Here is an 18049-nt window from a genome sequence, read left to right on the forward strand (position 1 = left end):
GCCGGGTATATAAGGTGATGCTTGCTGCTATTCAACAGAGGGACTATTTCAAACTGTGTCCTCTTGTCGCAATAAATGGTAATCCCGCAAGGCTGAACGGCGCCTGAGCCAGAGCGGTCGATGCCTGAAGCGTTTGTGGCAGGGCGCTCATGATGTTTCAGACACGCAGAAATAAACTGCCCCGAGCGGGTCGGGGCAGACAGGTCAGGCGGGAGGGCTGTGGCTGTTTACTGCCGATAACCCTTCAGGAAGTTACCGATGCGGCCAATGGCCTGCTCCAGCTCATCGACGCGGGGCAGGGTTACGACGCGGAAGTGGTCAGGGTACGGCCAGTTGAACGCTGTGCCCTGGACCACCAGCAGCTTCTCGGAAAGCAGCAGGTCGAGGACGAACTTCTCGTCGTTGAGGATCGGGCAGACCTTCGGGTCAATGCGCGGGAACGCATACAGCGCGCCCATCGGCTTCACGCAGCTGACGCCGGGAATGTCGTTGAGCAGCTCCCAGGTGCGGTTGCGCTGTTCCAGCAGACGGCCAGGAGGAAGGATCAGGTCATTGATGCTCTGATAGCCGCCCAGCGCGGTCTGGATGGCGTGCTGGCTCGGCACGTTGGCACACAGGCGCATGTTGGCCAGAATGTCGATGCCTTCGATGTAGCTCTGCGCGTTGTGTTTCGGCCCGGAAATGGCGATCCAGCCGGAACGGAAGCCCGCAACCCGATACGACTTGGACAGGCCGTTGAAGGTCAGGCACAGCAGGTCCGGCGCCAGCGAGGCGGTGCAGATGTGCACTGCGTCGTCATACAGGATCTTGTCGTAGATTTCGTCGGAGAACACCACCAGATTATGCTGGCGGGCCAGTTCCAGCATGCCCAACAGTACTTCGCGCGAGTACACCGCACCTGTCGGGTTGTTCGGGTTGATGATGACCATGGCCTTGGTGTTCGGGGTGATCTTGGCCTTGATGTCTTCAAGATCAGGCCACCAGTTGGCCTGCTCGTCGCACAGGTAATGCACCGGGCTGCCACCGGACAAGGCGACAGCAGCGGTCCACAGCGGGTAGTCGGGGGCCGGAACCAGCACTTCGTCGCCATTGTTGAGCAACGCCTGCATCGACATCACGATCAGCTCGGACACGCCGTTGCCCAGGTAGATGTCTTCGATGCCGACGCCTTCGACCTGCTTCTGCTGGTAATACTGCATCACCGCCTTGCGGGCGCTGAACAGGCCCTTGGAGTCGCTGTAGCCCTGCGCAGTCGGCAAGTTGCGGATCACGTCCTGCAGAATTTCGTCCGGCGCCTCGAAACCAAACGGCGCCGGGTTGCCGATGTTCAGCTTGAGGATGCGATGGCCTTCCTCTTCCAGGCGTTTGGCGTGCTTGAGCACCGGCCCGCGAATGTCATAGCAGACGTTTGCGAGCTTGTTCGATTTGTTGAACTGCATGGTGATGATCCCGAAAATGGACGAGCTGTCGCCGGCTTGCAATGAAGGTCGCTACATTCGCCATGAAAATGGGTTTGTGTACGACAAACGCGGGTGCCAGACTGACGTCTGACCTGGCGCAATGATACGTGCCACCTGATCTGCGGAAAAGGTACAGATCAGGGTTTTTCGAATTCGGAGGTGTACCTGTGGACAAGTTGGAAAAAACGCTGGAAGAGTGGAAGCAGATGCTCGACCCGGAGCAGTACAACGTCTGTCGTCTGAAAGGCACCGAGCGGCCGTTCTCCGGCAAGTACAACGGGACAAAGACAGACGGTATCTACGAATGCATCTGCTGCCATGAGCCGCTATTCGATTCCACCACCAAGTTCGATTCAGGCTGCGGCTGGCCCAGCTTCTATGCGCCGCTCGAGGGCAGTGCAGTGGTCGAGGTTCGCGACATGAGCCACGGCATGATTCGTACTGAAGTGGTTTGCGCCAAATGTGATGCGCACCTGGGCCATGTGTTCCCGGATGGACCGCCACCTACCGGACTGCGTTATTGCATCAATTCGGTCTGCCTGGATCTGGTGCCGCGCGCCTGAGCGCCCTGCAGATTCAGCCACCGCCCTGTTCCAATTTCAGTATCGAGGCCTCCTTTGATGAGTGAAAACCTGCTGAGCATCCCGGTCACGACGATCAAGGGCGAACAGAAAACCCTCGCTGATTTTTCCGGCAAGGCGTTGCTGGTGGTCAACACGGCCAGCAAATGTGGCTTCACCCCTCAATACAAGGGGCTGGAGAAGCTCTGGCAGGATTACCGGGATCAGGGGTTGGTGGTGCTGGGCTTTCCCTGCAACCAGTTCGGCAAGCAGGAGCCAGGCGACGAGGGGGCGATTTCCGGCTTTTGCGAGCTGAACTATGGCGTCAGCTTCCCGCTGTTCAAGAAGATCGATGTGAACGGCGAGCAGGCCCATCCGCTGTTCGTGCAGCTCAAGCAGCAGGCTCCGGGGTTGCTGGGTACGGAGCGCATCAAGTGGAATTTCACCAAGTTCCTGATTGGCCAGGATGGTCGGCTGGTCAAGCGTTTCGCGCCATTGACCAAGCCTGAGGAACTGACGGGCGAGATCGAGGCGCTGCTGCGCTGAGCCTTCAGTCGATACCGGTAATGGGTATCCACTGATCCAGAATGCTGACCAGTTCGGCACGCCGGAACGGCTTGGCCAGATAGTCATTCATGCCTGCCGCCTTGCAGCGCTCGCGTTCATCGGGCATGGCATTGGCGGTAAGGGCAACGATCGGCAGGTTCGGCCAGCGGCCACTGCTGCGGATCTGGCGGCTGGCTTCATAGCCGTCCATGACCGGCATGTTGCAGTCCATCAATACCAGGTCGAAATGGCCTTGCTCCAGCTGTTCCAGGGCTTCGCCGCCGTGGCTGCTGATGATCACTTCGCAACCCAGCTTGCCGAGGATGCCCTTGGCGACCAGTTGATTGACCGGGTTGTCCTCCACCAGTAACACCCGCGCCAGACGTGGTGCAGTATGTTCGAGCGCCTGTGTGTCCTTGAGGCCTGTCTCTTCCTGACCCAGTATGCGCCGCAGCGTGTGGTAAAGCGCATTGCGCGCCAGTGGCCGGGCCTGCTGTTGCAGCGGGGCCAGGGCGGCAACCTGTTCGCCAGGCATGAAGTTGCCATAGGCGGTCACCAGCAGGATCGGCACGGGCGTCGTGGGGCGAATGGCAAACAGGCACTCGGGGCAGTCGGTAATCACCAGATCAGGACTGCCGTCGAGGTCCACTGCTTCCGGGCGATCGTCGATGCTGCGTCGCTTGAGGTCGACCCCCCAGAACGGCAGCAGGCTGCCAAGCAGCTCCACCAGGCCGCTGCCTGCCGAGCTGACCACCGTCACACGGCCCTTGAGCGGGGTCTGAGTGACCGCAGGCACGTGGACCGGCAGCGGCAGCTCGGCGCAGAACTGGCTGCCGAAACCGGACTGCGACTGGATGCTCAACGTGCCATTCATGGCCTCGCAGAGGTTGTTGGTCAGCGCCAGGCCCAGCCCGGTGCCGCCGTACTGGCGGGTGATGGCAGTTTCAGCCTGGGTGAACGGCTGGAAGATTCTGGTCTGGGCGTCCTGCGCAATGCCGATGCCGGTATCGCGGACTTCGATGCGCACGCGGTTTTCACCGGAGCTGGCGTCCCGATGATGAGTCAGACGCACATCCACGCGCCCGAAGCGGGTGAACTTGAGGGCGTTGGACAGCAGATTGCTGACGATCTGACGCACCCTGGTCGGATCGCCGGTGACCATGGCCGGGAAGTCCGGCGCGATGAGGCAGGTCAGCTCCACGCTGGGGGCTGCGTTCTGCGACAGCAGATTGGCGGTGTCCTCGATCAACATCCCCAGGTCGAAAGGAATGCGCTCGATCTCCAGGTGGCCGGCATCGAACTTGGACATGTCGAGAATATCGTTGAGCAGCTCGACCAGCACCTTGCCGGAGTCGTGGGCGATCATTAGCTGCTGGCGTTGTTCGGCACCCAGCGGACTGTCCAGCGACAGCGCCAGCATGCCCAGCAGACCGTTGAGCGGTGTACGAATCTCATGGCTCATGTGCGCCAGAAACGCCGAGCGCGCATGGGCCATGTCCAGCGCCGTGCTGCGTGCTATCTGCAGTTCCTCGTTGGACTCGCGCAGGCGCAGGTTGCTGGCCTTGAGCTCGTTGGTGCGCGCCGAGACGATGTTTTCCAGTTCGTTGAGATGGTCGGTCAGCCGGTCCTCGGCCGCGCGGCGCCTGGAAAACTCGCTGCTCATGGTTTCAAACTGACGGTTGAACGTCTCGACCAGCACACCGATTTCATCCTGGGCATGGTAGGGCGGGCAGGTGATTTTGCCTTGGTCAGGGTTACGCGGATCGCGACTGCTCAATTCGCGGATCACTCTCACCAGCGGCTTGGTCAGGGTCGCGTAAAACAGGATGGTCAGAATCCCGGCCAGCGCCAGGCTGCGGACGAAGCCGTTGAGCAGGGTGATTTCAGCGCGTTGCAGAAAATGGCTGCCGAACGCGAAGGTGTCCACGGTCAGGTACAGTGTGCCGATGGTTTCATTGGGCAGGTGATTGAGGTGCAGCTTTTCCTGAAACTGCCGGCTTTCGCCGAACAGCCAGTCGCTGAACACCCGATAACGCCCGGTGGCCATTGGGCGCTCGACGCTGGAGAGCACGGCGTCGTTGTTGTCGGTAAGCCTGGCGCTGACCACGGCAGGGGAGCGCAGCAGGCCGAGTGTGAGTTCCTGGGCCAGCTCGGAGTCGATGTTGTAGGCGATGCGCGATGCCGGGTTCTGGATGATTTCCAGCAGCGACTTGATTTCTCGATTGATGGAAGCGTCTTCGCTGGCATAATCGATCGCAATCTGAAACAGGCTCAGCAAGGTCCCCAGCACGAAGCCGATCAATACAGCCAGGCGTGCCTGCTTGAACGACAGCCTGTTTTTGAGCGATATATCCATGAGTACTGCCACTTCTGGTGCCCGGTGCCGGCCAAGCATAGCTGATCGGCACTGCTGACTAATCAGTTAAATATAAGGAGATCCCGTGGATTCTCGGTTGGATGCTTTTCTGCAGCGCGCCGACGCCGTGCTGGCTCGACTGGAGCCCTTGCTGCCAGCGCTGCGCGAGCCGGTCGACTGGTCGCAGGCTCTCGCCGCGCGCTGGGTGCAAGAAGGGCGCAGCGGTTACCTGATGCCGTTGCAAGTGAGCCTGGATACACGCCTGACCGATCTGATCGGCGTCGACCTGCAGCGCGATCAATTGGGGCGCAATACCCGCCAGTTTATCGAAGGACTGCCTGCCAACCACGCTTTGCTCTGGGGTTCGCGCGGCACCGGCAAGTCATCCTTGATCCGCGCGCTGCTGGCCGAGTACGCCCCGGCCGGGCTGCGTCTGATCGAGATCGAACGCGATCACCTGGGCGACTTGCCGCGTGTGGTCGAACAACTGCACAAGCTGCCGCAGCGTTTCGTATTGTTCTGCGATGACCTGTCGTTCGAGTCGGGCGAGGGTGATTATCGCGTGCTGAAGAGTGTGCTCGACGGCTCGCTGGAGCAGGCGCCTGACAACGTGCTGCTGTATGCAACCTCCAATCGTCGTCATCTGGTGCCCGAGAAGGAAAGTGACAACGTTGACTGGAAACACGTTGACGGCGAACTGCACCCCAGTGAGGCCGTCGAAGACAAGATCGCCTTGTCTGACCGGTTCGGGCTATGGCTGTCGTTCTATCCGTTCACTCAGGAACATTATCTGAACGTGGTCGAACACTGGATCACGCAATTGGCGCAAAAAGCCGGATTGCAGTGGCAGCGTGACGAAAACCTGGAAAAAGCCGCGATTCGCTGGGCAACCGCGCGCGGCAATCGCAATGGCCGCTGCGCCTATCAATTTGCACGTTACTGGGTAGGACTTGAATTGTTGGAGCAACACACATGATTGATTTGCAAAATACCGGCGCGGGCCTGGACGGCTACGGCCTGCTGGCCGCACAACTTGAGGCACTGCTGGCCGATGAGCGCGATTTCATCGCCAATGCGGCGCAGTTTTCGGCGTTTCTCTACACCCAGCTCGATGATCTGAACTGGGCGGGTTTTTACCTCAATCGTAACGAAGAACTGGTGCTGGGGCCGTTTCAAGGGCAGATCGCCTGTGTACGCATCCCTTTTGGCCGCGGCGTTTGCGGGGCGGCCGCGCAGAGTCGGCAAACCCAGCGCGTCCAGGACGTTCACGAATTTCCCGGACATATTGCCTGCGACAGTGCATCGAACAGCGAGTTGGTAGTGCCATTGATCAAGGAGGGGCGTCTGATCGGTGTGCTGGACCTGGACAGTCCGAGTGTGGGGCGTTTCAACGAGGAGGATCAGGCAGGGATCGAGCGTCTTGCGGCTATCTTTCTGGCATCGACCGACTGCTGAGCCGGTCGGCCTGCCGCTGCCCGGCGCACAATTCCGGCAGCGGCGGGGCAGTCATCAATCGTAGATGACTTTCTTCTTCCATTCCGATTCGGTGTCGTCCTGCTTCAGGCCTTCGGTCAGTTCGTTGTCGTCGTCTTCGGTCGGTGCGGTGTTAGTCAGTACCACCGAGTTGGCGCGGGCCAGCTGTTTTTCCATCGCCAGCAGTTGCTGTTGATAAGTGACCGGGTCCGGCTGGTTGCGCAAGTACTGTACGCCGCGTTCGAATGCCAGGCGTGCCTGACCTGGCTGATCCTGGGAAAGTGCGGTCTGGCCAAGGTTGTTGAAAAATTCGATGTGCAGATTGACCAGGATCGTGCGGATTTCACGAATCCAGTGTTTCGCTTCGCTGGTCTGCAGAAAACCGTCATGCGCAGCGCGCGTCACCTGACCGTGCAGGGCTTCCAGCAGAAAACGCACGTCCTTGGCCTTGGCTTCGGTCTGGATCGGTGTGACCGGGTTGGGTATCTCGATGCCTTCGCCCTTGGCAATCTGCTCTTCCAGTTCGCCAATGCGGTGCTTGAGCTGAGCGTTGCCTTTCTCCATGTTCAGCATGCGCTGCACGACGTTCAGCTCCAGCCGCGCCAGCAACAGCTTCAAGGCGGGGGACATCAGCTGGCCCGGGAACACTTCGGTGATCTCGCTGCAGCGACGCAGGCGATCCCCGAGTTCGACCTTGGTGCGAGCCTTCTCCAGTTTGCCGTTTTCAGCGACGTGATTCAGGTAGCCGATCGCGATGAGCAGTGCGATACCTGCTACTACCATCAGCGTGATCATGAGTGGAGTCACTGTGCAAACCTCATTCGTTCAATTAGTTTTAGTGCGAGTGTAGTGGCTAAGCACTACTGCGCATAGATGTCCCTCTCGGAGTTTGTCGGCATCTCTTCTATATAGATGAGGGAAGATTGATCAGCCGCGCGCCTGGCGACGGTCGGTCATCCTCCGAACGGCATCGAAGTTATTGATTTCAATAAATTTTCACATGGGGGTTGACGACCCCTCAATCCATCCATAGAATGCGCGCCACTTACAGCGTAAAGCACACAGCGTAGCGCAAATAAGTAGTGAATGTTGTACGTGTGTCCCCTTCGTCTAGTGGCCTAGGACACCGCCCTTTCACGGCGGTAACAGGGGTTCGAGTCCCCTAGGGGACGCCATTGCGGGAATAGCTCAGTTGGTAGAGCACGACCTTGCCAAGGTCGGGGTCGCGAGTTCGAGTCTCGTTTCCCGCTCCAATTTTAAGCAGCTTTGCCTTAGGGCAGGGTTGAGTGAAACCAGAACACGTCTTCGGATGATGTCTGGAACTGAAACACACACCATGGTGTTTCAGGCAGTGTCCCCTTCGTCTAGTGGCCTAGGACACCGCCCTTTCACGGCGGTAACAGGGGTTCGAGTCCCCTAGGGGACGCCATATTGCGGGAATAGCTCAGTTGGTAGAGCACGACCTTGCCAAGGTCGGGGTCGCGAGTTCGAGTCTCGTTTCCCGCTCCAAATTCACAAAAACGCCGCTCAACAGAGCGGCGTTTTTGTTTGTGCGTTTTAAGCAAGATGTTTTAACGTCACGGGTTTTTAACGTTATATAAAAAAACGCCGCTCTATTAAGAGCGGCGTTTTTTCGTTTCAGGCTCAAGGCATCTGCGGCAATTCATTTGGCCGCATGTCGAACACCAACACCTCTGCGTCAACCCCTGCGCTCAGGCTCAGCGTCTGTTCGTCGCGTACACGCACGCCATCCCCTTCACCCAGTTGCTCGCCATTGAGCACCACGCTGCCACGGGCAACGTGCACGTAGGCATAGCGGTTGGCTGCCAGCTCCAGGGTGGCGGTTTCATCGCCATCGAACAGGCCGGCATACACGCGAGCGTCCTGGCGCACCTTGAGCGCACCGTTCTCGCCTTCCGGCGAAATGATCAACTGCAAGCGACCGCGTTTCTGCTCGGGGCTGAAATGCTTTTCCTGGTAGTTGGGCGCCGCGCCTGCAACATTCGGCACGATCCAGATCTGCAGAAAATGCACGCCCTCAGTGTGCGAGTGGTTGAACTCGCTGTGCGCCACACCGGTACCGGCGCTCATCAATTGCACGTCACCGGGACGAATCACCGAGCCAGTGCCCAGCGTATCCTTGTGTTCCAGCGCGCCTTTCAGCACGTAGGAAAAGATCTCCATGTCTCGATGAGGATGCTGGCCGAAGCCTTTGCCTGCACTGACACGGTCGTCGTTGATCACCAGCAGGTCGGAAAAGCCCTGTTCCTGCGGGTTGCGATAGCCGGCAAAGGAAAAGGTGTGAAAGGATTTCAACCAGCCATGGTCGGCTGCACCACGATCAGAGGCTTTGCGAAGAGTCAGCATGATTCTTTCTCCATCTATCGACGCTGCACATTCAGCAATCGATCACGTAGGACGAAGAGTACGGCTTATCGACTGTCGCAATAAGTAGCTGAAATATGAATGACTGTCTCTCTGAGGTTGACAGTGGTCAACGCTGCGTTACGCTCTGTCGAACGCCATTAGCGCTTGATCAGGTCGCAACAGATGAACCCTTTTGAAGACATGCGCATGTTCTGCCAGGTAATGGAGTCCGGCAGCCTGACCGCCGCGTCCGACAAGCTGGGCTTGTCCAAGCAGTTCGTCAGTCGTCGCCTGATGCAATTGGAGGAGCGTCTGGGCGTACGCCTGCTCAACCGCTCGACGCGACGTCTGGATGTCACGCCGTTGGGGCAGAGTTACTACGAATCGGCCCTGCGTCTGCTCGCCGAGCTTGAGCAGGTGGAGCAGGGCATCACCGGACAGAACAACGAACCGCGCGGCACCCTGCGCGTGAGTGCGCCGCTGTCGTTTGCCGTTACGCACCTGGCGTGCCTGCTGCCGCTGTTTTTGCAGCGCTATCGCGAGGTGGCGGTGGAGGTGGACCTGAGTGACCGTCCGGTGGATGTGATCAGCGAAGGCTACGACGTGGTGCTGCGTATCGGGGTGCTGGAAGATTCCAGTCTGATCGCCCGGCGCATTGCCTTGATCGACCGGGTGTACTGCGCCAGCCCGGCGTACCTGGCCGAGCGCGGCACACCACAAAAGCCCGAAGACCTGCACACCCATGATTGCCTGCCCTATGGCCACAGCCGTCAGGCGCAATGGCGTTTTCAAGGGCAGGAGAAGCCGTTGACCCTCAATGTCAGCGGGCGTATGCGCGCCAATAATGGCGAGCTGCTGAGGGAATCAGCCATTGCCGGGCTGGGCATCACCTATTTGCCTACCTTCATTGTCGGCGCGGCGCTGCGCGAGGGCAGCTTGGTCCGGGTGCTGGATGACCTGCGTCCCGAGCCGTTGACGCTGTCAGCGGTTTATCCGCAACACCGACAGGCGTCGCGACCGGTGCAGGCATTCATCGAGTTCCTGCGCGAGCGTCTGGAATCAGGTCTCGAACTGAATGATCGGCGAGCTTGAAGCAGGCTGGCGGCCGATTCATTGATAATTAATTTGCATCTTAGGCTAGAACAAAAATGAATTTAGCTAATTTTTGTTCGGGTGTTAGGGTCGTTGCCGATCATTTCGATTTGCCCAATGCCTGTGGAGAACCTACCTGTGCCAACGACCCTCGTCCGCTGGAGCCAACGCTTGCTGAAGGGGCTGTCGCTGGGCCTCGTGGCCTCGCTCAATACCCAGGCGGCCAATCTGATCGTCGGCGATCAGAGCTACAGCGCCCGTACCGTGATGGAAGCCGCCGGGGTGCTCAAGGATCTGCCTTACGAACTGGAATGGAAGCAGTTCACCGCAGGCTCGCCGGTCGCCGAGGCCTTGAACGTTGGCAGCCTGGATATTGGCTTGCTGGGTGATTCGCCTGCGCTGTTCATGGGCGCGCTGGGGGCTCCGATCAAGGTCATCGGTGTGTCGCGACAGAACCTCGACGGCGTTGCCATCGTTGTGCGCAAGGACTCGCCAATCAAGACCGTGGCGGATCTGGCGGGCAAGAAGGTCGCCATCTGGAAAGGTTCGTTCAGCCAGCAACTGATGCTCACTGCACTGGACAAGGCAGGTATCGCCCGCGATGCCGTTGACTATCGCTACCTCAGCGCACTGGATTCCTCCCACGCGCTGGACGGCGGTTCGGTGGATGCGATTGCTACTTGGGAACCCTACGTCACTCAACAGGAACGACAGGGCGCGCGGATTATCGCGACTGCCGAGGGCTTGATTCCGGCGCAAAGCTTCATCGTCGCCAACGATCAGGCCATCAAGGACAAGCGTGCGCAGATCAGCGATTTCCTGCAACGCCTGCAGGCCGCCCGGGCCTGGTCGGTCAGCGATCCGCAGCACAATGAACGCTACGCCAACGTCTGGTCCGCGCTGACCAAGGCCGATGCCGAGGTAGCACGCCGCTGGTTTTCCCGTGCTCAGGTAGTGGTCGTGCCGATCACTGCGCAAGTGGTGGCCGGTGCGCAGCAGACCATCGATTTCTTCAACAACGCTGGGCTGACCAAGCGTTATCCTGCTGCCAGCGTGTTTGACGAGTCGTTCAGTGCCGCGCTGGCCGATCAGGCGCAAGCAGTGCGCTGACCGACTGCCTGCCACTGCGCCATCCGGGAGCCATCACCATGAGTTTCACATCATTGCACTGGGGCGCTTACCGCCCACAGGTCGAGGACGGCAAGCTGACCGGGCTGCTGCCGGCAGAATGGGACAAGGACCCGTCTCCGATCGGCGATTCGGTTGCCGAGGCCATTACCTCACCGACCCGCATCAGACGCCCGGCGATACGCCGCAGTTTTCTTCAGCAGGCCGGTGGACGGCCTGATCTGCGTGGTCAGGAGCCGTTCATCGAGGTTTCCTGGGAGGTCGCGCTGGATCTGGTCGCCAGCGAGTTGCAGCGAGTCCGGCACGAGCACGGCAATCAGGCTATTTTCGGCGGCAGCTATGGCTGGGGCAGCGCGGGGCGTTTTCATCACGCGCAAAGCCAGTTGCATCGCTTCCTTAACTGCATCGGCGGTTATGTGTTCAGTACCGATAGCTACAGTCTGGGTGCCGGGCGGGTACTGATGCCGCACATCGTCGGCAACATGGACTGGCTGCTGGCGGCGCATACCTCCTGGAAAAACCTGGCCGAGCATTGCGAGCTGTTCGTCGCGTTCGGTGGCTTGCCCGCCAAGAATGCCCAGACCAGCCCCGGTGGTGCCAGCGACCATCTGCTGGGCGACGCGCTACAGCGTATGTCCGACGCGGGGGTGCAGTTCGTCAATGTCAGCCCGCTGCGTGACGATCTGGTCGGCCCGACGCATAACCAGTGGCTGGCGGTACGTCCCGGCAGCGACACGGCGTTGATGATGGCGCTGTCCTGGGTGTTGATCAGCGAAGGGCTGCACAACGAGGATTTCGTCCAGCGCTATACCGTGGGCTATGCACGTTTTCGCGAGTACCTGCTGGGCCACACTGATGGCCAGCCGAAAGACCCATGCTGGGCCGAGGCGCTGACCGATATTCCTGCGCAGCAGATTGTCGAGCTGGCCCGACGCATGGCCAGCAAGCGCACCATGATCAACGTCGCCTATTCATTGCAGCGTTCTATACACGGCGAGCAACCGTTCTGGATGACCGTGACTCTGGCTGCGCTGTTGGGGCAGATCGGTTTGCCCGGTGCCGGTTTCGGCCTGGGGTATGGTTGCATGAACAACACCGGCAGTGGCCGCAAAGCGTTCTCGGGGCCGCGCTTTTCCCAGGGCAGCAACCCGGTCAAGGCGTTCATTCCGGTCGCGCGGGTGACGGACATGTTGCTCAACCCCGGGACGCCCTTCGATTACAACGGGCAGCAACGCAGGTACCCGGACATTCGCCTGGTGTACTGGGCGGGTGGCAATATCTTTCACCACCATCAGGACCTCAATCGGCTGCTGGAGGCGTGGCAGCGGCCGCAAACCATCATCGTCCACGAGCAGTTCTGGACCGCCCAGGCACGCTATGCCGACATCGTGCTGCCGGCCACCACGGCCCTGGAGCGAAATGACATCGGCAGTTCGGCCTCCGACCGTTTCATGATCGCCATGCAGCAGGCGATCGAGCCCGTGGGAGAGTCGCGTGACGACTACTCGATTCTGGCCGCGCTGGCCGAACGGCTGGGGGTGGCACCAGCGTTTACCGAAGGTCGGGATGCGGGGGAATGGCTGCGCTTTATCTATGACGAGTCTCGGCAACGGGCCGAAACGTTTGGCATCACCCTGCCCGAGTTCGAGCAGTTCTGGCGTGACGGTGTACTGGAAATAGACTACCCGCACACCGACAACGTGCTGCTTGAATCCTTTCGTCATGACCCTGACGCGCATCCGTTGCCGACGCCGTCCGGGCGCATCGAAATTTTCTCCGAGCGCATCGCAGGCTTTGGCTATGCCGATTGTCCCGGTCACCCGGTGTGGCTGGAAAAGCCTGCGCCGACCCACGCGCTGCACCTGTTGTCCAACCAACCGAAAACCCGTTTGCACAGTCAGTACGACCACGGCAGTTACAGTCGCTCCTCGAAAATTCAGGCGCGCGAGCCGCTGACCCTTAATCCGCTGGATGCTCGCGCACGCGGGCTGGTCGATGGCGATGTGGTCAAGGTGTTCAACGAGCGTGGCGCGTTTCTGGCCGGGGTGATCGTGTCGGACGGCATTCGCCCCGGCGTAGTGCAGATTGCCACCGGGGCCTGGTTCGACCCGCTGGTGCATGGCGAGCGGGGCAGCCTGGAAAAACACGGCAACCCGAATGTGATCACCGAAGATGTGGGCGCCTCCAGCCTGTCGCAGGGCTGTTCAGCACAGACAGCATCGGTGGACATCGTCAAATGGGATCAGGACCTGCCGCCGGTGACGGCGTTCGAGCCGCCGTCACTGCTCTGACGCGTCTTATTGGTCTTTGCTGCGTGCCGCAAACGCCGCCTTGCCCACGCTGGCCAGCACCGCATCGTTCTGTGGGGTATGCACCCGACCGCACAGGACGTTGCGGTAGTGGCGCTGCAACGGGTTGCTGCGTGACAGTCCAGGATTCCCCGAAGCCTCGATGGCCAGCTCCACCGCGCGGATGGCGTTGCCGGTTACCAGGTATTTGATCTGCCCGGCGTGCTGGGCAGGTGTGTGCCCGTGAGCAGCCGATTGCAGCAGGCTGCGATTGGCGAACAGCAGAGTATCGATCTGCCCGACGGTTTCCTGAAAGCGCGGCAGGGTCGACAGCGCCGCGCCAAGGTTGGAGGGTGTGCGCTGTTCCAGCCAGTGCACCAGCCAGTCGCGGGCGGATTGAGCGATGCCGTCGTAGACCGACGACAGCAGCACCGCCATCCACAGCAGGCCTGATCCATCCAGCTCGGATTGCGGTGCGCTCCACGGGCTGACGCTGACGGCGTGATCGAGTGGCACCAGCACGTTGTCGAATCTGACTTCGTGGCTGCTGGTTGCACGCATGCCCAGATGGTCCCAGTCCTCAATGATGGTGATGCCCGGCGAGTCCTTGTGGACCAGCCAGCTGCCCACCAGCGGGTCATCGTCATCGCTGCGCGCCCATACGGCAAACCAGGTCAGACCGTGGCTGCCGGTGGAGTAGATCTTGCTGCCGCTGATGCGCCAGCCTTGCGCGGTGCGGCGTGCGATGGTGCCTGGCAGGCCGCCCCGCGCGGGCGTTCCCAGATCGGGCTCGACGCGCAGAGCGTTGATCAACGCGCCCTCACGCACGGCCTGTTCGGCCACCTGCACGCGCAGATGGCTTGGCCAGTTGCGGTTCTCCTGCAGCCTCGAATGCTGCAGGTATTGCATGACCAGAATCAGCGCCGTCGACGGCTCTCCCCGGGCCACCGCGCTGATCGCCTTTTGAGCGCGGGGCAAGTCGGCACCGCCGCCGCCCAGTTCGGTCGGAACCGTCAGGCCAAGCAGGCCGTGAGCGTGCAGCAGTTGGAAGTTGGCATGGGGAAATTGCGCGCTGATATCGTATTGCTCGGCGGTTTCGGCCAGCGCTGCGGTCAGTTCTGCCAGCCGTTTACTGAAGTCCTCCGCGGACTCGGGGGCGTCTTGCTGCTGGCGCGGGGTAGGGCGCAGGGTCGAGAGTGTCATGCGGGGTCCTTTTCGCAGCGTTTATTGAGCGGTGGCCTGCGCGATCTGCGCGCGCGACGCGTTGAAGCTTTTGTCGAAGCCTGTCGAAACGTCGATCCGTTTGCTTAGAATGCCTTCAGCCAGGTAAGTGTCTGCAGTGTTTTGCAGGCCCTGGACAATCTGGTCATCAATCGGCGTACGCTGCATTTTCGTCGCCTTGGCCACTGCGAGGTGCACCGCCAGGGGCAGGCCGGTGACTTTCGCCTGGGCCTCCGCGTACTCCTCGGGATGGGCGTTGGACCAGTTGAAAGCGCGCTCCACACGGGCAACGAAATCATCCAGTTGCGCGCGTTTGCCTTCGATGGCCTTGCTGGTTGCGGCAAGGTAGAGATGGTTGCTCAGCAGCTCGCTGCCACTGACCAGCACCCGCGCGTCGCTTTGCGTGATGGAGATCGTGGTGTACGGGTCCCATGTCGCCCAGGCGTCGGCATCGCCACTGTCCAGCAGCAGACGCGATTCGCTGGGCAGCAGATTGATGAAGGTAACATCACTGGTTTTCAGCCCGGCCTCATGCAAGGCGCGGATCGCCAGATAGTGGCCGATGGAGCCGCGTCCGGTGACGATGCGCTTGCCCTTGAGGTCGGCAACAGTCTTGATCGGCGAGTTTTTCGGCACCAGCACCGCAGTGGTGAAGCGGCCCTGGGCGTGGGTGATGCTGACCACTTTCAAGGGTGCACCCGCCCCCAGAGCGAATACATAGGGTGCATCACCCAGCGCACCGATATCCACCGCGCCCGCATTCAGCGCCTCTCCCAAGGGCGCCGCTGCGGGAAACTCGGAAAACTGAATCTCGTAAGGCACGTCCTTGAGCTCACCGGAAACCTGCAGCAGGGTTTTCAGCAACGACTTCTGATTGGCGACCAGCAACGGTGCCAGCTCAGCGGCCAGAACCTGCTGACCTGCCATGACGCTCAACAGCGCGCCCAGCAACAGGCTTTTGAAGGGCAGGGGGGATTTGAAAAAAGGCAGCATTTAAGTGTGTCTCCAATAGGGTGATGAATAGTCCTGATGAGCCTTTGACGCTTGTGCCAATACGCCTCACCTTTAGAGTCGGACGCAGCCTTGTGGGAGCGAGCTTGCTCGCGAAGACCCTGTTCCAGACGCAGAAAATGCACTGAATGTAGCGCCCTCTTCGCGAGCAAGCTCGCTCCCACTTGGCGCTTGTGCCAATGCGCTGCGCGGTGTACTCAACGGCATCAAATCACGTAAAACCCATGTGTTCCGTCACGTCCCAGCTGCTCCACCAGGCCGAATTCCCAGTCCAGATACGCCTGCATGGCTTCGCGCGGTGCGTCGGTGCCTTCGTACGGGCGGTGGTAGCGATCGATGCGTGGCGAGGCCAGTCGGCTTTCGCCGTGCTCCAGCGGCAGGCCGGCCTTGATCCAGCTGGCGGTGCCGCCTTCGAGCAGAAACACCGGCTTGTCGGTCAACGCTTCCAGGTCGGCCACGGCAAAGCGCGCCAGACGGCTGCTGCCGCAGGTCAAGACATAGCGGTCAGCTGCCGGCAGCTTGCCCAGCGCCTGCTTCAGGTCGGCACGCAAGGTCCACCAGGCACCAGGGATATGCTGTTTGACATAGTTGGCGCTGGCGGTGAAATCCAGCACCGCCACGTTTACCTGTTTCTGCCATTGAGTAAGGGTCTCGACGCTGATCGCCTCGACCTGCGGCGGCGTCGGGAAGGGCGCGTCCCAGTCGCCCTGTTCGCTGAAATCCGCTGCCTCCAGGTCATCAATCACCGACACGTCCCAGCCCAACTGCGCCAGCCAGGAGGCCGACATGTTGGCGCGCACGCCGTCGTCGTCCAGCAGCGCGATTCGCGCACCGCGGACGCTGGCGAAATGATCGGTTTCCTGCACCAGTTGCCCACCCGGTGTGGAACGCGCGCCGGGCAGGTGGCCTTTGGCAAACTCTTCCGGGGTACGTACATCGAACAGGTAAGTGGTACGTGAAGCCTCGGCTTGCCAGCGTTGCAGATCAGCACGGCTGGCTCGTTTGACCTTGGCTCGATCGGCCACCTGGCGCGCATCGGCACTGGCGGTTTCGCGGGTCTCTTCACTGACTGCCGCAAAACGCCGGTTCTGGCCATGGTCCAGCGTCTGGCCGGCCAGCAGCCAGCCAATGGTGCCATTGCGCAGTGCGTTGATCGGATTGGGCAGGCCCGCGTTGACCAGCGACTGGGTGCCGATGATGCTGCGCGTGCGACCCGCACAATTGACGATGATTCGAGTAGTGGGATCCGGTGCCAGCTCACGTGCCCGCAGCACCAGTTCGGCGCCCGGTACGCTGATGCCGCCTGGAATGCTCATGGTCTGGTATTCGTCATAGCGCCGGGCATCGAGCACCACCACGTCGGCATTGCTGTCGATCAGGCGCTTGACCTCTTCTGCGGCCAGCGACGGGGTGGCGCGGTGATGCTCCACCAGCTCGCCAAACGCCTTGCTCGGCACATTCACGTCGATGAACAGCTCGCCGCCAGCCGCGCGCCAGCCCTGGAGGCCGCCGTCGAGCAGTTTCACGTCGCTGTAGCCCAGTGTCTGCAGGCGCTGCAGGGCGATCTGCGCCAGACCTTCGCCATCGTCGTAAAGGGTCACGGCCGTGTCGCGTCGCGGGATGCGGGAGAAAATCTCCAGCTCCAGCTTCGACAGCGGGATGTTCACGGCAAACAGCGGATGAGCCTGGGCAAAGGGGGCCTCTTCGCGGACATCTACCAAGGCCAGCTCCTGGCGGTCCAGCAAGGCCTGGCGAATGTCGGCGAATGATCGGGTGGCAGGTGTGGTCATGGGGTCGGGCTCCCTGTTGGCTGATCCTGATGGGCGGTGGCGGCGGCGTTCGAATAGCCGGAGATGAACAGTTTTTCGCTGCCGTCGAGGTCATAGACCGCACGCTTCACAGTGCCGATATCGGCGCCGTAAACGTGGATGCTGATCGACACCTGATCGTTGAAGGCGTTGCTGACCTGATGGACATCATTGCTGTGCGGTGACAACGCCTCGACCTGGCCGGGTTGCAGGCGAATCGCCGGGCCGCTGGTTTCCAGGTGCCCTTGCGCGTTGCGAAGGTAGCCCTGGGAATCTTCCGCGCCGCGCAGCATGCCGATCAGCCCCCACACGCGGTGGTCGTGAATAGGTGTGCGTTGGCCAGGCCCCCAGACGAAACTGACTACCGAAAAACGCTGCTGTGGATCGGCATGCAGCAGAAATTGCTGATAGCGGTTGGCGTCGGGTACGGTAAATTCTTCTGCCAGCCAGTCATCGTGGCTGACCAGTTGCGCCAGCAGCTTGCCGCCGCGGCGCAACAGATCGCCTTCATGCGGCTCGCTGCCAAGCAGTTCGGTGAGTGCATCGATAAAGGCCCCGAGTCGCTCCGGGTGTCGGTTCTGAGTCATGTCCATTTCCAGATCAAAGTCAGGGAATGGTTCGATATAAGCATAATATAGATATTTAATATGCTATTTTTTAATGATTAGGTTATAACGAAAACGTCTTTTACTTGTTTGTCGTAATCCGCGAAATCTACGCTCGGGCTATCCATGAGCGC

15 protein-coding genes and 4 tRNA genes are annotated in these 18049 nt (G+C 60.5%); 11 read left to right on the forward strand and 8 right to left on the reverse strand.

What is annotated here, in order from left to right:
• Positions 1-227: 227 nt before the first annotated feature.
• On the reverse strand, positions 228-1439 hold the full coding sequence (locus JOE29_RS06905) for a pyridoxal phosphate-dependent aminotransferase (RefSeq protein ID WP_003314686.1): 1212 nt from the start codon (positions 1437-1439) through the stop codon (positions 228-230).
• 188 nt (positions 1440-1627) lie between these two features.
• Here JOE29_RS06905 and msrB point away from each other — a divergent pair, with 188 nt between their 5' ends.
• Both msrB and JOE29_RS06915 read left to right on the forward strand, forming a co-directional pair.
• Entirely contained in the window at positions 1628-2023 is a 396-nt protein-coding gene (gene msrB, locus JOE29_RS06910; RefSeq protein WP_003314687.1) for a peptide-methionine (R)-S-oxide reductase MsrB, read from the forward strand.
• A 57-nt stretch (positions 2024-2080) separates the two neighbouring features.
• Positions 2081-2566, forward strand: coding sequence for a glutathione peroxidase (locus tag JOE29_RS06915; RefSeq protein WP_003418059.1), 486 nt, complete (start codon positions 2081-2083; stop codon positions 2564-2566).
• Between the two features lie 4 nt (positions 2567-2570).
• On the opposite strand, the gene JOE29_RS06920 is transcribed toward JOE29_RS06915, so the two are convergent.
• The gene (locus tag JOE29_RS06920; RefSeq protein ID WP_210079192.1) at positions 2571-4922 is read right to left on the reverse strand and encodes an ATP-binding protein; all 2352 of its coding nucleotides are present in this window, start codon (positions 4920-4922) and stop codon (positions 2571-2573) included.
• 85 nt (positions 4923-5007) lie between these two features.
• On the opposite strand from JOE29_RS06920, the gene JOE29_RS06925 reads away from it, so the two are divergent.
• Both JOE29_RS06925 and JOE29_RS06930 read left to right on the forward strand, forming a co-directional pair.
• Positions 5008-5898 carry an ATP-binding protein gene (locus JOE29_RS06925; RefSeq protein WP_003314690.1) on the forward strand — a complete coding sequence of 297 codons (891 nt, stop codon included), beginning with the start codon at positions 5008-5010 and terminating at the stop codon, positions 5896-5898.
• Complete coding sequence (locus JOE29_RS06930) at positions 5895-6377, forward strand: GAF domain-containing protein (RefSeq protein ID WP_016568678.1); 483 nt, start codon at positions 5895-5897, stop codon at positions 6375-6377. The genes JOE29_RS06925 and JOE29_RS06930 overlap by 4 nt, the downstream gene beginning before the upstream one ends.
• 54 nt (positions 6378-6431) lie before the next feature.
• Here JOE29_RS06930 and JOE29_RS06935 read toward each other — a convergent pair whose 3' ends face one another.
• Positions 6432-7190, reverse strand: coding sequence for a hypothetical protein (locus JOE29_RS06935; protein WP_004416847.1), 759 nt, complete (start codon positions 7188-7190; stop codon positions 6432-6434).
• Positions 7191-7494: 304 nt separating this feature from the next.
• Here JOE29_RS06935 and JOE29_RS06940 point away from each other — a divergent pair.
• The 4 genes from JOE29_RS06940 to JOE29_RS06955 all read left to right on the forward strand — a co-directional run bounded on the left by JOE29_RS06940 (position 7495) and on the right by JOE29_RS06955 (position 7904).
• A tRNA-Glu gene (locus JOE29_RS06940) sits at positions 7495-7570 on the forward strand.
• A 2-nt stretch (positions 7571-7572) separates the two neighbouring features.
• Positions 7573-7648: transfer RNA gene (locus tag JOE29_RS06945), tRNA-Gly, on the forward strand.
• Between the two features lie 100 nt (positions 7649-7748).
• A tRNA-Glu gene (locus JOE29_RS06950) sits at positions 7749-7824 on the forward strand.
• Between the two features lie 4 nt (positions 7825-7828).
• Positions 7829-7904 (forward strand) — tRNA-Gly (locus JOE29_RS06955).
• Positions 7905-8039: 135 nt separating this feature from the next.
• Here JOE29_RS06955 and JOE29_RS06960 read toward each other — a convergent pair.
• A complete protein-coding gene (locus JOE29_RS06960; RefSeq protein WP_003314693.1) occupies positions 8040-8762 on the reverse strand; it encodes a pirin family protein in 723 nt (240 codons plus the stop codon).
• 183 nt (positions 8763-8945) lie between these two features.
• On the opposite strand from JOE29_RS06960, the gene JOE29_RS06965 reads away from it, so the two are divergent.
• From JOE29_RS06965 to JOE29_RS06975, 3 genes are all read left to right on the forward strand, one after another.
• Entirely contained in the window at positions 8946-9854 is a 909-nt protein-coding gene (locus JOE29_RS06965) for a LysR family transcriptional regulator (RefSeq protein WP_210079194.1), read from the forward strand.
• A gap of 117 nt (positions 9855-9971) precedes the next feature.
• Positions 9972-10964 (forward strand): ABC transporter substrate-binding protein, encoded by a 993-nt coding sequence (locus JOE29_RS06970; protein WP_210079196.1) that lies wholly within the window; start codon positions 9972-9974, stop codon positions 10962-10964.
• Positions 10965-11002: 38 nt separating this feature from the next.
• Positions 11003-13273: a molybdopterin guanine dinucleotide-containing S/N-oxide reductase gene (locus JOE29_RS06975; protein WP_210079198.1), complete on the forward strand. Its 2271-nt coding sequence runs from the start codon at positions 11003-11005 to the stop codon at positions 13271-13273.
• A 6-nt stretch (positions 13274-13279) separates the two neighbouring features.
• Here the strand turns inward: JOE29_RS06975 and JOE29_RS06980 are convergent, their stop codons facing one another.
• From JOE29_RS06980 to JOE29_RS06995, 4 genes are all read right to left on the reverse strand, one after another.
• Positions 13280-14473 carry an acyl-CoA dehydrogenase family protein gene (locus tag JOE29_RS06980; RefSeq protein WP_103363336.1) on the reverse strand — a complete coding sequence of 398 codons (1194 nt, stop codon included), beginning with the start codon at positions 14471-14473 and terminating at the stop codon, positions 13280-13282.
• Positions 14474-14494: 21 nt separating this feature from the next.
• On the reverse strand, positions 14495-15484 hold the full coding sequence (locus JOE29_RS06985) for an ABC transporter substrate-binding protein (RefSeq protein ID WP_029572781.1): 990 nt from the start codon (positions 15482-15484) through the stop codon (positions 14495-14497).
• A 224-nt stretch (positions 15485-15708) separates the two neighbouring features.
• Entirely contained in the window at positions 15709-17292 is a 1584-nt protein-coding gene (locus tag JOE29_RS06990) for a rhodanese-related sulfurtransferase (RefSeq protein WP_210079200.1), read from the reverse strand.
• The gene (locus tag JOE29_RS06995) at positions 17289-17897 is read right to left on the reverse strand and encodes a cysteine dioxygenase (protein WP_210079203.1); all 609 of its coding nucleotides are present in this window, start codon (positions 17895-17897) and stop codon (positions 17289-17291) included. The genes JOE29_RS06990 and JOE29_RS06995 overlap by 4 nt, the downstream gene beginning before the upstream one ends.
• Between the last annotated feature and the right edge of the window lie 152 nt (positions 17898-18049).

Source organism: Pseudomonas sp. PvP009, assembly GCF_017832995.1.
GTDB lineage: Bacteria > Pseudomonadota > Gammaproteobacteria > Pseudomonadales > Pseudomonadaceae > Aquipseudomonas > Aquipseudomonas syringae.

Excerpts from the sequence above, each read along its gene's own strand:
- JOE29_RS06930 (WP_016568678.1), top strand. The coding sequence starts at position 5,895 with ATGATTGATTTGCAAAATACCGGCGCGGGCCTGGACGGCTACGGCCTG.
- JOE29_RS06965 (WP_210079194.1), top strand. The coding sequence starts at position 8,946 with ATGAACCCTTTTGAAGACATGCGCATGTTCTGCCAGGTAATGGAGTCC.
- JOE29_RS06935 (WP_004416847.1), bottom strand. The coding sequence starts at position 7,190 with ATGATCACGCTGATGGTAGTAGCAGGTATCGCACTGCTCATCGCGATC.
- JOE29_RS06970 (WP_210079196.1), top strand. The coding sequence starts at position 9,972 with ATGCCTGTGGAGAACCTACCTGTGCCAACGACCCTCGTCCGCTGGAGC.
- JOE29_RS06995 (WP_210079203.1), bottom strand. The coding sequence starts at position 17,897 with ATGACTCAGAACCGACACCCGGAGCGACTCGGGGCCTTTATCGATGCA.
- JOE29_RS06975 (WP_210079198.1), top strand. The coding sequence starts at position 11,003 with ATGAGTTTCACATCATTGCACTGGGGCGCTTACCGCCCACAGGTCGAG.
- JOE29_RS06985 (WP_029572781.1), bottom strand. The coding sequence starts at position 15,484 with ATGCTGCCTTTTTTCAAATCCCCCCTGCCCTTCAAAAGCCTGTTGCTG.
- JOE29_RS06915 (WP_003418059.1), top strand. The coding sequence starts at position 2,081 with ATGAGTGAAAACCTGCTGAGCATCCCGGTCACGACGATCAAGGGCGAA.
- JOE29_RS06905 (WP_003314686.1), bottom strand. The coding sequence starts at position 1,439 with ATGCAGTTCAACAAATCGAACAAGCTCGCAAACGTCTGCTATGACATT.
- JOE29_RS06980 (WP_103363336.1), bottom strand. The coding sequence starts at position 14,473 with ATGACACTCTCGACCCTGCGCCCTACCCCGCGCCAGCAGCAAGACGCC.
- JOE29_RS06990 (WP_210079200.1), bottom strand. The coding sequence starts at position 17,292 with ATGACCACACCTGCCACCCGATCATTCGCCGACATTCGCCAGGCCTTG.
- JOE29_RS06960 (WP_003314693.1), bottom strand. The coding sequence starts at position 8,762 with ATGCTGACTCTTCGCAAAGCCTCTGATCGTGGTGCAGCCGACCATGGC.
- JOE29_RS06920 (WP_210079192.1), bottom strand. The coding sequence starts at position 4,922 with ATGGATATATCGCTCAAAAACAGGCTGTCGTTCAAGCAGGCACGCCTG.